Source organism: Thermodesulfobacterium hveragerdense DSM 12571, assembly GCF_000423845.1.
In the GTDB taxonomy this organism is placed as follows: Bacteria; Desulfobacterota; Thermodesulfobacteria; order Thermodesulfobacteriales; family Thermodesulfobacteriaceae; genus Thermodesulfobacterium; species Thermodesulfobacterium hveragerdense.
In genome coordinates, this window is the sequence record NZ_AUIT01000001.1 from 102,939 (window position 1) to 115,086 (window position 12,148).

At 38.0% G+C, this 12,148-nt stretch carries 13 protein-coding genes; 3 read left to right on the forward strand and 10 right to left on the reverse strand.

Annotation, left to right across the window (positions count from 1 at the left end; genetic code table 11):
• Position 1: 1 nt before the first annotated feature.
• From flgA to lysS, 7 genes are all read right to left on the reverse strand, one after another.
• The gene (gene flgA, locus G580_RS0100575; protein WP_028840594.1) at positions 2-706 is read right to left on the reverse strand and encodes a flagellar basal body P-ring formation chaperone FlgA; all 705 of its coding nucleotides are present in this window, start codon (positions 704-706) and stop codon (positions 2-4) included.
• A gap of 7 nt (positions 707-713) precedes the next feature.
• Complete coding sequence (gene flgG, locus G580_RS0100580) at positions 714-1,496, reverse strand: flagellar basal-body rod protein FlgG (RefSeq protein WP_028840595.1); 783 nt, start codon at positions 1,494-1,496, stop codon at positions 714-716.
• Positions 1,497-1,524: 28 nt separating this feature from the next.
• Positions 1,525-2,286, reverse strand: coding sequence for a flagellar basal-body rod protein FlgF (flgF, locus tag G580_RS0100585; protein ID WP_038041170.1), 762 nt, complete (start codon positions 2,284-2,286; stop codon positions 1,525-1,527).
• 263 nt (positions 2,287-2,549) lie between these two features.
• Positions 2,550-5,183 (reverse strand): outer membrane protein assembly factor BamA, encoded by a 2,634-nt coding sequence (gene bamA / locus G580_RS0100590; protein ID WP_028840597.1) that lies wholly within the window; start codon positions 5,181-5,183, stop codon positions 2,550-2,552.
• A gap of 10 nt (positions 5,184-5,193) precedes the next feature.
• Positions 5,194-5,892 carry an ABC transporter ATP-binding protein gene (locus G580_RS0100595; RefSeq protein WP_028840598.1) on the reverse strand — a complete coding sequence of 233 codons (699 nt, stop codon included), beginning with the start codon at positions 5,890-5,892 and terminating at the stop codon, positions 5,194-5,196.
• The gene (locus tag G580_RS0100600) at positions 5,885-7,117 is read right to left on the reverse strand and encodes an FtsX-like permease family protein (RefSeq protein ID WP_028840599.1); all 1,233 of its coding nucleotides are present in this window, start codon (positions 7,115-7,117) and stop codon (positions 5,885-5,887) included. The genes G580_RS0100595 and G580_RS0100600 overlap by 8 nt, the downstream gene beginning before the upstream one ends.
• Before the next feature lie 13 nt (positions 7,118-7,130).
• Positions 7,131-8,624 (reverse strand): lysine--tRNA ligase, encoded by a 1,494-nt coding sequence (gene lysS / locus G580_RS0100605; RefSeq protein WP_028840600.1) that lies wholly within the window; start codon positions 8,622-8,624, stop codon positions 7,131-7,133.
• 207 nt (positions 8,625-8,831) lie between these two features.
• Between lysS and G580_RS0100610 the strand changes: the two genes are divergently transcribed.
• Genes G580_RS0100610 through G580_RS0100620 form a run of 3 tightly spaced genes read left to right on the forward strand, consistent with a single transcriptional unit; the run spans position 8,832 to position 10,428 of the window.
• Positions 8,832-9,347 (forward strand): bifunctional nuclease family protein, encoded by a 516-nt coding sequence (locus tag G580_RS0100610; protein ID WP_028840601.1) that lies wholly within the window; start codon positions 8,832-8,834, stop codon positions 9,345-9,347.
• A gap of 11 nt (positions 9,348-9,358) precedes the next feature.
• On the forward strand, positions 9,359-10,000 hold the full coding sequence (locus G580_RS0100615) for a histidinol phosphate phosphatase domain-containing protein (RefSeq protein WP_028840602.1): 642 nt from the start codon (positions 9,359-9,361) through the stop codon (positions 9,998-10,000).
• The gene (locus G580_RS0100620; protein WP_028840603.1) at positions 9,964-10,428 is read left to right on the forward strand and encodes a hypothetical protein; all 465 of its coding nucleotides are present in this window, start codon (positions 9,964-9,966) and stop codon (positions 10,426-10,428) included. The genes G580_RS0100615 and G580_RS0100620 overlap by 37 nt, the downstream gene beginning before the upstream one ends.
• A gap of 31 nt (positions 10,429-10,459) precedes the next feature.
• Here G580_RS0100620 and rlmB read toward each other — a convergent pair whose 3' ends face one another.
• From rlmB to G580_RS0100635, 3 genes are read right to left on the reverse strand one after another with little or no spacing between them, the layout of a single operon-like run.
• Positions 10,460-11,197 (reverse strand): 23S rRNA (guanosine(2251)-2'-O)-methyltransferase RlmB, encoded by a 738-nt coding sequence (gene rlmB, locus G580_RS0100625; RefSeq protein ID WP_028840604.1) that lies wholly within the window; start codon positions 11,195-11,197, stop codon positions 10,460-10,462.
• Positions 11,194-11,814 (reverse strand): guanylate kinase, encoded by a 621-nt coding sequence (gene gmk, locus G580_RS0100630; protein WP_028840605.1) that lies wholly within the window; start codon positions 11,812-11,814, stop codon positions 11,194-11,196. Before gmk ends, rlmB begins: the two co-directional genes overlap by 4 nt.
• Positions 11,801-12,082, reverse strand: a complete 282-nt coding sequence (locus tag G580_RS0100635; RefSeq protein WP_022854638.1) for a DUF370 domain-containing protein — start codon at positions 12,080-12,082, stop codon at positions 11,801-11,803. The genes gmk and G580_RS0100635 overlap by 14 nt, the downstream gene beginning before the upstream one ends.
• Positions 12,083-12,148 lie beyond the last annotated feature (66 nt).

The window sequence follows — 12,148 nt, forward strand, 5'->3', positions numbered from 1 at the left end:
ATTATAGCATCACCTCGATTTCGTTTGGTGAGATTACTTTGCCTAAAACCTCTTTGGTACTGGTTAAATTTTTAACCTTTATAACCTCCCCTTTTCTTCCGTCTTGTAAGGCCTTACCCTTGGTTCTAACCAAAAATCCCTGTCCTCTACCTATAATTAAAACCTCTTGTCCTCTTTTTATTAAAAGAGGTTCGTTCAAAAACGACTTTCTTAAAATCACGTTAGGCTTAAGGCTTGTTCTTACCTCTTTACCTAATACCTCTTTTTCTTCTAAAACCACGTCCTGAGGAAGCCTTGAGAGCGGCCTCTCTTGAAAAACTAAGTGGTTCTTAGTGATTACCTCTCCTTTTTCTAACGGTTTAGCTAACACTGCCACAAAAGCGTAGGTTTCTACATAACCCCAGAGTCTAACCCTAAAAGCTTCTTTTCCGTCTTTAAAAAACACCAGAATAACTGTGTTAGACCCAAGACCTGGTCTTCCTAAAAATTTAACTTGGTAAGGTATTCCTTTAATCACCTTAGCTTCCCTTGGTTCTACACTAAACCTTTCTAAACTCAATTTTGGATATACCTTGCTTAGCCTTGCTTGTATTTCTTGCAAGAAAATTTTTTTATAATCTGCCTCAGTATAAAACTCTTCTCCTTTAAGAGGCTTAAAACTAAGCACAAAGATTATAAAAAAGGCCAACAACCAACTTCTTTTCATCTATCCACTACCTCTTAAGGTTGTTAGCTATTTCTAAAAGCTGGTCTGCGGTTAAAACCCCTTTTGAGTTAGACTCATAAGCCCTTTGGGTAATGATCATTTTTACCATCTCTTCTACGATGTCCACATTAGACATCTCAAGATAACCCTGAGCTATGGTTCCAAACCCATTTTGTCCAGGGTTACCCTCTATAACATCTCCTGCAGCATCGGTAGGTTTAAATAGATTTCTTCCCACAGCATAAAGACCTGCAGGGTTGGTAAAATCATAAAGAGTAAGCTGGGCTTGGGCTAAGGTTTCTCCTCTTGGGCCAAGGGCAGTAATGATTCCGTCTGGGGTAACCTCAATCCTTGCTGTACCTTGAGGAACGGCAAACTCAGGTTGTAATCTTGCACCGTCAGGGGTAACGATGTATCCATCACGATCAAGTTTAAAGTTTCCTGCCCTGGTATAATATTCCTCTCCTCCCATGATTACCCTAAAGAACCCTCTACCCTCTATCGCCCAATCAAGCTCTTGGTTGGTTAGCTGATACTCTCCTTGGGTAAACAACTTAGGAACAGCCACCGGCCTTACCCCAAGACCTATCTGCATTCCCACAGGTACTTGGGTTCCGTCTGCTGTCAAAGCTCCAGCAAGCTTTAGGTTTTGATAAAACAAATCCTCAAAGTCAACCCTACTCTTTTTAAAACCTACGGTGTTTACGTTGGCAAGATTGTTGGCTATCACGTCAAGTTGCAACTGCTGCCCTTGCATCCCTGTAGCAGCACTCCAAAGTCCTCTTATCATCGTACTTTTCCTCCTCTACCAAGTATCTTTATCTATTCAAACCTAACAGTTTTTCTGTTGCTTCATCCCAACCTTGAATACTTTTTTGGACTGACTGAAAAGTCCTCTGAATCTCAATCAAGCCCACCATCTCTCTTATAGGATTTACGTTAGACTTTTCTATAAAACCTTGTCTAATCTCATAATTAGTAGCGGGTATCTCTTCCATACCTTCTGCCATATATAGGTTTTCTCCTATTTTTTTAAGTTTATTTAGATCTTGAAAAGTAACTACATCAAACCTTCCCAACTCTGTTCCGTCTATAGATAAAACCCCATCAGGAGAAATTTGCAGTCTATAATCCTCCATTGTAATAAGTCCTCCTCTTGCCATACCAGGGTCAACCACCAAAGGAGCTCCGTTAACCAAAACTTGATATCCTTCCGGAGTAACCAACCTCCTTTGAGTATCAATCGTAAAATTACCTGCCCTGGTATAAGCTATTCCATTAGGAGTTTGAACCTTAAAAAAACCTTCCCCTACGATAGCAAAGTGTAGGGGATTTTGTGTATTTTCTAAAATACCCTGTTCTTTATTCAAATAAGGTACTGTTTCTTTAAATGCCCTTATTCCTTTAGGACCTATTTTTTTCATCAAAACCTCTTGGAAACTCAACCTGTCTTCTTTATAACCTGGGGTGTCGACGTTAGCCAAATTGTTGGTAGTAACCGTTAATCTTCTGTCAAGAAGTTGGGCAGCCTCTAAAGCCTCAAGTAACCCTAACTGAGGATTAATGTGTATCCCTTTCATATAAGACCTCTCTCTAAACAAAGAGTTTCTGAAAGGTTATATACAAAAAATATGCCTATTTTTCTAAGCCATAAAACTTACTGATACGATCCGTTAAAAAAAAGAAAAGGTAAAACTTTTCCTGCTGATTTTCAGGTTAAGGAAAATTTTTCTTTATAACTAATGAAATATCTTTCCTAAAAACCCTATCCCATGAAACACCCTACAAAGCAACAAGACCTGTCAATTTTTTGACTTTATCAAAAAGTTGACTTTGTGTAAAACTAAAAATTTCCGCCGATACTAAAGTTGAAGTTACTTGAATCCTCTCGAGGTTTTTTATCGATATTATAACCCCATTCTAATCTTAAAGGACCGAAAGGAGAAAGCCATCTTAAGCCTATACCTACACTTTTTCTAAGGTCTGAAAACTGAAATTCGGTATTTTTATCCCAGACGTTTCCCATGTCGTAAAAGACTACCCCGTTTAAATTGATATTTTTTATAAGTGGGAAGATAACCTCTAACTGGGTATAAAACTTTCTGGTACCTCCTATTTTATCTTCTGTCTCAGGATCCTTAGGAGAAATGTCTCCGTATTTATATCCTCTTACCGAATTTATTCCTCCTAAGAAAAACCTTTCATAAACCGGGATTTTTCTTGCTCCACCTTCGGTTAGATATCCGTATCCAAGAACCCCATGGAAAGTAAGCTTATGAAAGGTATGATAGACCTGGTGTTCACCTTCTATTTTTATGTAATTACTGTCTCCTCCTAACCATTTTTCGGCAAGTTCAAAATCTAAAGCATGATACCAACCTTTGGTAGGCATAAAAAACCTGTTCCTTGAGTCATAGTTTAACCCAAACTGAAAGGCACTGGTAAGTTTGATATCCTTAGATTCTAAAATGATTTTGGCTACGTTATCTGAAAGGTCTTCAAGGGTAGTATGGTCTAATCTATAGCCTGCATACACAGAAAGTTTTGAGGTAAGGTTATATCCTATTTTTAAGGAAGCACCTTTACTATCTTTGGTAAAATCGTCATATTCTATCTCAAAGTTATAAAGAGACCATCCAAGAGAATATTTGGTATCCCTAAAATATGGGTCGTAAAAATTTATAGAGTAGCGACTGGTTTTTGTGCCAAGTCTTGCTGCCAAGTTTAACCTCTGGCCTTTACCTAAGAAGTTTCTTTCTGTTATATCTAACATTAACATAAACTTATCATAAGAACTATAACCACCACCGATACCAAACGAACCAGTAAGCATTTCTTTAACCTTTACCTTAAGGTTGACTTCATCTTCTTTTGCAGCCTTTTCTTTTTCTATCTTTACATCTTCAAAAAAACCCAACCTTCTTATCCTTACCTCACTTTCTTCTATTCTCTTTTCACTGTAAGGCCAACTTTCAGCTATGTTAATTTGTCTTCTAATCACCTTATCCCGGGTTTTGGTGTTCCCTTCTACCTCGATACGGTTGACATAAACCACCGGCCCTTTATCCACCTTAAAGGTTAGGTTGATAACCTTTGCTTTGGGGTCTTTGCTAAAATCAGTGGTCACCTTAGCATAGGCATAACCATAGTCTGCAAAAAGATGGGTAAGCGTAGTCTCATCTATTTTTAAAGACTCTAAACTAAAAACCTTCCCAGGCAAGGTCTTTAATTTTTTGTAAACCTTGTCCTCTGGAAAAAGATCCTGTTTGATCTCAACCTTCCCAACTTTATACTGCTCCCCTTCTTCTATAAGAATTCTTATTATTACTCCGTCCTCTTCTTCTTTCACCAAAGGTTCTCCTACCTTAACATCGATAAAACCACGGTTTTTATAAAAACTTTCTATTTTTCCTAAATCCCTGTAGAGAAAAGCAAGGTTATAAACCCCAGGTTCAGATACTGGCTCTGGGCTAGTCAAAGTCTTTAGATATTGAGTAGCCTTTTTAATAGGAGAAAATATAGACTTTTCTGAGACGGAAAGTAAACCCCTCAGATCTTTTTCTGAAACAGCTTTATTTCCTATAAACTCTATCTTCTTTATATATTTTTTCTTCCCTTCTTTTATCTCTACTATCAACTTTACTTGGGCTTGAGAAACCTTTTCCAAATCTAACTTTATATCAGTTCCGGTATAACCTAACTGTTCGTAGTAGGCTTTTACCGTCTCAAGAATCCTGTCAAGCTCCTTAGACGTAATAACCGTACCTTCCTTAAGATTGATGATTTTCAACAGATCTTCACTCTTTACCTGTTTATTACCTTTAAAAACTACCTCCTTGATAGAAGGATTCTCTTTAAATTCAAAAACTACTATCGCCCCTTTGACTCCTTTTTCTAACTTAACCTCGATGTTCTCAAAGTATCCCATCTTATAGAGATTTCTCAGATCTGCGTTTAATTTTTTATAGTCAAGGATGTCACCAGGTTTGGTAGTAAGGTTAGGATAAATCAGGTCTTCTTTAATCCTCATATTACCTAACAGTCTTATCTCTTCTACTATGTCTTTTTTCTCAAGAAAACTTTTTAGATATGGTACTGTATTAGAAACCAAGGTATCTATGTTTCCTGTTTCCCCTACCACGTTAAAATACTGGGTGCTTGGTCCAGGTAAAAGAAGTTTCCATTCAAAGCTCACACTATTCCCTATAACCACACCTTTAACCTCAGCTATCCCTTCATAAATCCCTGTTTTCAAAAAGGCCTTAGCTTCTTCAGTAGAATAAACCTTCTTTTCTAACAAAAACCCTTCTTTTTGAAGGGTTTCTTGAAGTTTTTTAAGGTAAACTTCTAAAACCTGACTACTGGTAGGGTCACCTATGGTTTTAGCATAATAAATAAGAAGGTTTGTCTGAGCTGAAAAAAGTGAAGGCAGCCACCCCAGCCATAGAACGATAAAGATTAAAAATATCTTCTTCAAGGTTTAACCCCTATTCGAGGGTCTCTTTTTCCCATTTTACCAGAAAACCGTTTTTTAGCAAAAAAATTTTTTTCATTCTTTTAGCTAAATCCCAGTTATGGGTTACCATCACCACTGCGGTGTTAAAATCTTGGTTAAGGGTTAAAAAAGCGTTGATTACCTCTTCTGCACTTGCTGGGTCAAGGTTACCGGTAGGTTCATCTGCCAGCACCAAAACCGGATTTAAAAAAAGCGCCCTGGCAATGGCTGCCCGTTGTCTTTCTCCTCCAGAAAGAGAAGAAGGCTTATGGTCTTTTCTATGAAAAATTCTAAGTTTTTGCAAAAGAACCTCTGTCCTTTGCATACATTCCTCTATGGTCAGATTGGCAATCAATCCTGGAAGGATAACGTTTTCCAAAACCGTAAACTCTGGTAAAAGATGGTGTAGCTGAAAAACAAAGCCTATCCTCTTTCGTATTTCAAGGATAAGCTCCTCTTGTTTATAATCTATCTTTTTACCCAGAAAATATACCTCTCCGTCTGTAGGCTGATCAAGGGTACCCATAAGGTTTAACAAAGTGGTCTTCCCAACCCCAGAAGGTCCTACTATGACTATAAGGTCTCCTGGATATACCTCCAAGTCGATTTTTTTTAATACCTCGATCTCTTCGTTTGCATGCTGGTATTTTTTTGAGATAGATTTCAGGACTAAAACAGGAAGGTTATCCATGGCGTAAAACCTCTGCAGGCATAACTTCAGAAGCCTTTTTAGCCGGATAAAGACAGGCTAACAGACTTATCAAAAGAGAAACCACAACGATAACCAAAAGGTCGAAAAATTTTAAAGAAACCGGCATGTATTCTACTGGATAAACATCACTTGGAAGCTTTACCACCGGATATTTAGAAAGAACCCAACAAAGACTGCCTCCTAACATTAAACCTAACAATACCCCTATAACTGCAAACAAAAAGCCACTATAAAAAAACAGGATTATTACATCCTTAGAAGAAGCCCCAAGAGCTCTTAAAATAGCTATATCCATTTTTTTCTCAGAAACAAGCATGATCATGGCGGCGATTATCGTAAAAAGAGAAACGGCAATCATAAGACTTAGCACTACAAAGAGGCCTAACTTTTCCATCTTAAGGGCAGCAAAAAGGTTTTTATTCCATTCCTGCCAGTCAAGGATTTGAACTCCCAAACCTAAGGAGGAAAGCAACCTATCTTTGTAAATTCCTGATTTAAATGGATCTTTTAGCTTAATCTCTAAGGACCTGTTGGTAGGGGTAAGATAAGAAAAAAACGCTTCAGAAGGGGCAAAAACAAGGTTTAAATCAAAATCATAAACCCCTGTTTCAAACCAACCTACTACCTTTAAGTCTAATATTTTAGGCATAAAACCAAATGGAGTAAACATACCCTGAGCACTCATAAAATTTAAAACTTCTCCTATCCCAAGTCCTAATCGGTCTCTTAGTTTTTTCCCTACCACTACCGGAATTACCTTCTGTTCTTTTGCAATGATTAAAAAATCCTTCTCTACATAAAATACCTTAAAACCTTTTTCTTTGGCCAGCATATCTAGGTTAGAGGCTTTAAGCACTATACCGATAGGATGGGAACGAGCGATGATTAACCCCTGGATAGAAGACGTCTCCTGAAGGCTTACCAGTTGGTCCTTAGGGATTTCTTTTTCTACCAAGTTCTTTATCTTAGGGGTTAACCCTTCTTCCCAGAAGGTAATCGTGATATGGGGGTTTAAACTTAAAATCTTTTCTGCTACCGCTTCTCTAAAACCGGTTATCACAGCGTTAACCACAGTTAAGGCTCCTACACTGAGAGCTACTCCTAAAACAGCAATAACCGCTATTATCCCTGTAAAACGCTCTCTTTTTCGTGAAAAAACATATTTTAAAGCTAACCAGAGCCTCCAGTTGTTAGAAAACCTCATTCAAAATATCCTTTTAAAGATCCTCTTTTCTTCTCAAGTGGGGGAAAAGAATGACCTCTCTTATCGAGGGACTGTCGGTAAAAAGCATAATCACTCTATCTATACCGATACCTTCTCCTGCACAAGGAGGCATACCATATTCAAGGGCTCGGATAAAATCTTCGTCAATCTCAGGGGGTATTTCTTCGTCTATTTCTCTTAGTTTAATTTGTTCTTCAAACCTTTCCCTCTGGTCCCTTGGGTCGTTTAACTCTGAAAAAGCATTAGCTACCTCTTTTCCTGCAATATACAACTCAAACCTTTCTGCAAAATCAGGGTCTTCATCACTTCTTCTGGCTAAGGGAGAAACCTCCACAGGAAATTTTACCACAAAGGTAGGTTGTATAAGTTTAGGTTCTACCAATTCTTCAAAAAGCTTAGTCCACCACTTCCCTATACGTGGGTCTTTTAGGTTTAGCTCAACCCCTTTTTCTTTAGCAAACTTAATAAGTTTTTCCTTTTCAAAGAGTACCTCCTTAGGAATACCTCCTAACTCTATAAGAGAGTCTAAAAACTCAACTCGTTTCCAAGGAGGAGTAAAGTCTATCTCTTGACCTTGGTAAGTAATCTTAGGGTTACCTGTTATTTCCAAGGCAAGCCCATAAAACAACTCCTCGGTTCTTTTCATAAGATCTTCATAGGTAGCATAAGCCTCGTAAAACTCTAACATCGTAAACTCTGGATTATGTCTGCTTGAAACCCCTTCATTTCTAAAATTTCTGTTAAGTTCAAACACCTTATTAAAACCGCCTACGATAAGTCTCTTTAGATAAAGCTCAGGCGCTATCCTAAGATACAAATTCATGTCTAAAGCGTTGTGATAGGTAATAAAAGGTTTAGCAGCTGCACCCCCTGCTATAGGATGCATCATCGGGGTTTCTACCTCTAAAAACCCCTGAGAAATAAAATAATCCCTTATATACTGAATAATCTGGGTGCGTAGTCTAAAAAGCTCTCTTACCTTAGGATTCATGATAAGGTCTACATAACGCATCCGGTACCTTAACTCCGTATCCTTAAGTCCGTGATATTTTTCAGGTAAAGGCCTGAGAGCCTTGGTTAAAAGCTTAAAACTCTTCACCAAGATGGTAATCTCACCGGTCTTGGTTTTGATAAGCCTTCCTTTAACCCCTATGATATCCCCTATGTCTATAAATTTCTTAAAAAATTCAAAATCCTCTTGAGCCAACTCATTTTTAGCCACTAAGATTTGAATTTTGTCTGTATCGTCTTGGAGATGGGCAAAAATAAGTTTACCCATCTCCCTTCTTGCCATAACCCTTCCTGCTACCACAAATTCTTGGGTCTTTTTTTCTATCTCCTCAGGGCTTAATTCTTGATATTTTTCCTTTATATATTTTGCTTTATCCTTAGGACGAAAATCGTTGGGATAGGTCTTAATCCCCATAGACTCAAGTTTGGCAAGTTTTTCAAAACGCACTTTGATAACCTGACTTTCCTCTAACATCTATTATCCCTCCAAAATTTTTACTCCAGCCCTATTTTATTACGAATTTTACTTTTTCCAACCTACCTTAAAGCCTTGAGGTAAAAACAGTAAAAGGCAACATTTCAGATTCCAAACCATACAAACCCCTTTGTATTGCTTGACTTTTTAAAGATTAAGTCTTAACATATTTAAAAATAAAGAGGGCATAAAAGGGGGTTTGATTTTATGAAAATAAAAATGGTGTTGCATGGGATAGCCATGGATCCTATGTCTAACAGTCCTGTGATGTTATTAAAAGAGGCAGAAGGAGAAAGGATCCTTCCTATTTGGATAGGAGTTTTAGAAGCTACTTCCATCGCAGCTAAGTTAGAAAATATACAATTTCCAAGACCATTAACCCATGACCTGATCAAAAATATATTCGAAAATCTGGGAATTACCATTCCCAAGGTTGAAATCGTAGACCTTAAGGACAATACTTATTACGCTCTTATTACTGTAGTTACCGGAGATAAGGTTTTAGAAATAGACTCCCGTCCCAGCGATGCTATAGCTTTAGCTTTAAGGCTTAATGCTGAAATCTTTGTAGATGAAGAGGTGTTCAAAAAGAGTCAGATTTATTCTGAAACTCCAGTAGGTGAAAAACAAGGAGAAATGGTAATCACTACTAAAGAGGAAAAAGAAAAACTGAAAGATTTTCTGGAAAATCTGGATCCTAAACTTTTCAAATACAAAATGTAAGGAATTGGAAGTTGTTTGATTTGCACTGCCACTCAGTCTTTAGCGATGGAGAACTTATACCAGCAGAGTTATGGAGAAGGGTTCAAGCCTTAGGCTATCAAGCCATAGCCATTACCGACCACGTAGACCACTCAAACTTTGAACACATCCTTCAAAGCCTTTTAAAGTTTAAAAGGTCTGTTCAAGATCTCATCCCAAGGTTTATCGTAGGTGTAGAAATAACCCATGTACCTCCAGACCTCATTCCTCCCCTTATCAATGAATGTCGAAAAGCTGGGGCAGAAATAGTGGTGGTCCATGGAGAAACTGTTGTAGAACCTGTGGCTGAAGGGACCAATCTTGCCGCTATCCTGGGAGAAGCCGACATCCTTGCTCATCCAGGGCTTATTAAGCCTGAAGAGGTAAAACTTGCAGCTCAAAAAGGGATCTTTTTAGAAATATCTGGCAGAAAAGGACACTGTCTTACCAACGGACATGTAGTCAGCTTGGCTAAAACTTATGGAGCCAATCTGGTAATAAACTCAGACGGACATAGTCCCTCAGATTTTATGTCTAAGGAATTAGCTATTAAAGTAGGGATAGGAGCTGGGCTTTCAGCTGAAGAAGTTCAAAAAGTATGGGAAATCGCTCAGAAAAGGTTTCTAAAAACTTAACCATAGAAAAAACACTTTCTTCTATCTTTAGCACCTTAGGGTATCCTGAAACCATCCTTAAGTTTAATACAAAACTTCTCATATCTCTTTCAGACATTTCCTATGAGTTAATCCTACCTTTAATCATCCAAGAAAAAGGACAAACCTACTTTTGGGTAGACTACAAACCTCAAAACTTTTTGTCCTGTTTTGAAAGAGGTTTTATAAGTTTAGCAAGACTTGTTAGTAATCCTTTACCTTTCTTTGGGGCAATAACCAACCTCACAGAGTTTATATTAATAGACTTTTATCAAGTAAAAACCTCTAAAGGAAATAAAGAAATAATCCCCCCGTATGGTAAAATAAAAACCTATACTCCTGGTCCACCCAAACCCTTTAACCCTGAAATTGAAACCAAAATTTTGAGGCTCTACCTAAAAGGAGGATGAAAAAACTTAGCAAACAGGCTGTAAGCTTGGCTTAAAAACTTGAGCGTTGTCTTTGGGTCTCAAAAAGAGCTATAGCAGCAGCTACCGAAACATTAAGGCTTTCTACCTTTCCTTTCATCGGAATTTTGGCTAAAAAGTCGCACTGCTCTAAAATTCCGGGTCTAATCCCTTTTCCTTCGTTTCCTACGATTAAAACCAAAGGAATTTGAAGGTCCAGCTGATATATGGACTTTTCGGCTTTGTGGGTAAGCCCTAACACCCATAAACCTTTCTCTTTAAAAAATTGAAGGGCATGTTTTAGGTTGGTAACCTTAGCTATAGGGAGGTTAAACACAGCTCCTGCAGAAACCTTAGCTACTGTTTCAGTCACTTCACAGGCTCTAACCTTAGGGATTACCACCCCATGAACCCCTAAGGCATCAGCACTACGTATAATAGCCCCTACGTTATGAGGATCCTCTACCTCGTCCAACATGACCACCAAAGGCACTTCACCTCTCTTTTCCCAGTTGGCTACTATATCCTCTAAATCGGCGTAATTAAAGGTTAAAAGATAGGCCACCACCCCTTGGGTGTTTAGATGTGCTGGTATTTTGGGAGGTAATTTTTCTGAGATTTTAACGGTAATCCCAAGTTTTTTAGCCTTCTCTAAAATTTGATGTTTTTTCCCTGACAGGCTATTTTTATCAAGCCATATCTTTTCGATAGACTGAGGGTTGTTTTTAAGAGCCTCTAAGACAGGGTTTATTCCGTAAATAAAGGAGGTCATAGATTAAGGTTAAAGTTAGACAAGAAGATTTTCCACTGATGGTTTCTATAGGGTCTACTTAACTCAGCTTTAACTATCGAAAAGAAAAGCTCTTTACTTTTTTCTAAGGTTTCGTTTACTATCACATAATCAAACCAGGAGGCAAACCTGAGTTCTTCTTTAGCCCTTTTTAAACGATTTTGCACCTCAGCCTCGTTTTCTGTACCCCTTTGAATGATACGAGTTTTAAGAGACTGAAGGTCAGGAGGGGCTATGAAAATAAATATTGCATCTGAACCAAAATATGACTTAAGTCTGGTGGCTCCTACCACCTCTATGTCTAACACTAAGTGTTTGTTCTGAGTAAAGGCCTTTTCTACCTCTGTCTTTGCCGTTCCATAAAAGGTCCCAAAAACCTCTACCCATTCTAAAAATTCATCCCTTTCTATCATCTCTAAAAAAACAGAACGGCTTATAAAGTAATAATGTTTTCCATCTTCCTCTCCAGGACGTGGAGCTCTGGTAGTATGAGAAACAGAAAAATAAAATTCATCCTGAGGCAAATCCTTAAGTATCGTGCTTTTACCAGCCCCAGAAGGACCGGTAACCACTATGATTAGTCTCTTATTCCTCTTCATCTTTTTCCAACCTTTCTAACCCATCAGACATCAGCCTTTGGGCTACAGTTTCTGCTTGTATAGCAGAAAGGATGATATGATTGCTATCGGTGATGATGATAGAGCGAGTCTTACGTCCCTGAGTAGCATCGATAAGCCTTCTTGTTTCCTTAGCCTCTTCCTTTAACCTCTTCATAGGAGCAGAGTTTGGATTTACGATAGCAATGATTCTATCTGCAACCACATAGTTGCCAAAACCTATGTTTAAAAGTTTACAACTACATCCCATAAAGACCTCCATAAAAAGAAAATTTTGGTTTAAAAGAGATTAATCAAGTTTATCTTTAATTATTGT

Bases quoted from the DNA above. Each gene is read 5' to 3' on its own strand.
- flgA (WP_028840594.1), bottom strand. From the start codon at position 706: ATGAAAAGAAGTTGGTTGTTGGCCTTTTTTATAATCTTTGTGCTTAGT.
- flgG (WP_028840595.1), bottom strand. From the start codon at position 1,496: ATGATAAGAGGACTTTGGAGTGCTGCTACAGGGATGCAAGGGCAGCAG.
- flgF (WP_038041170.1), bottom strand. From the start codon at position 2,286: ATGAAAGGGATACACATTAATCCTCAGTTAGGGTTACTTGAGGCTTTA.
- G580_RS0100595 (WP_028840598.1), bottom strand. From the start codon at position 5,892: ATGGATAACCTTCCTGTTTTAGTCCTGAAATCTATCTCAAAAAAATAC.
- G580_RS0100600 (WP_028840599.1), bottom strand. From the start codon at position 7,117: ATGAGGTTTTCTAACAACTGGAGGCTCTGGTTAGCTTTAAAATATGTT.
- lysS (WP_028840600.1), bottom strand. From the start codon at position 8,624: ATGTTAGAGGAAAGTCAGGTTATCAAAGTGCGTTTTGAAAAACTTGCC.
- G580_RS0100610 (WP_028840601.1), top strand. From the start codon at position 8,832: ATGAAAATAAAAATGGTGTTGCATGGGATAGCCATGGATCCTATGTCT.
- G580_RS0100620 (WP_028840603.1), top strand. From the start codon at position 9,964: ATGGGAAATCGCTCAGAAAAGGTTTCTAAAAACTTAACCATAGAAAAA.
- rlmB (WP_028840604.1), bottom strand. From the start codon at position 11,197: ATGACCTCCTTTATTTACGGAATAAACCCTGTCTTAGAGGCTCTTAAA.
- gmk (WP_028840605.1), bottom strand. From the start codon at position 11,814: ATGAAGAGGAATAAGAGACTAATCATAGTGGTTACCGGTCCTTCTGGG.
- G580_RS0100635 (WP_022854638.1), bottom strand. From the start codon at position 12,082: ATGGGATGTAGTTGTAAACTTTTAAACATAGGTTTTGGCAACTATGTG.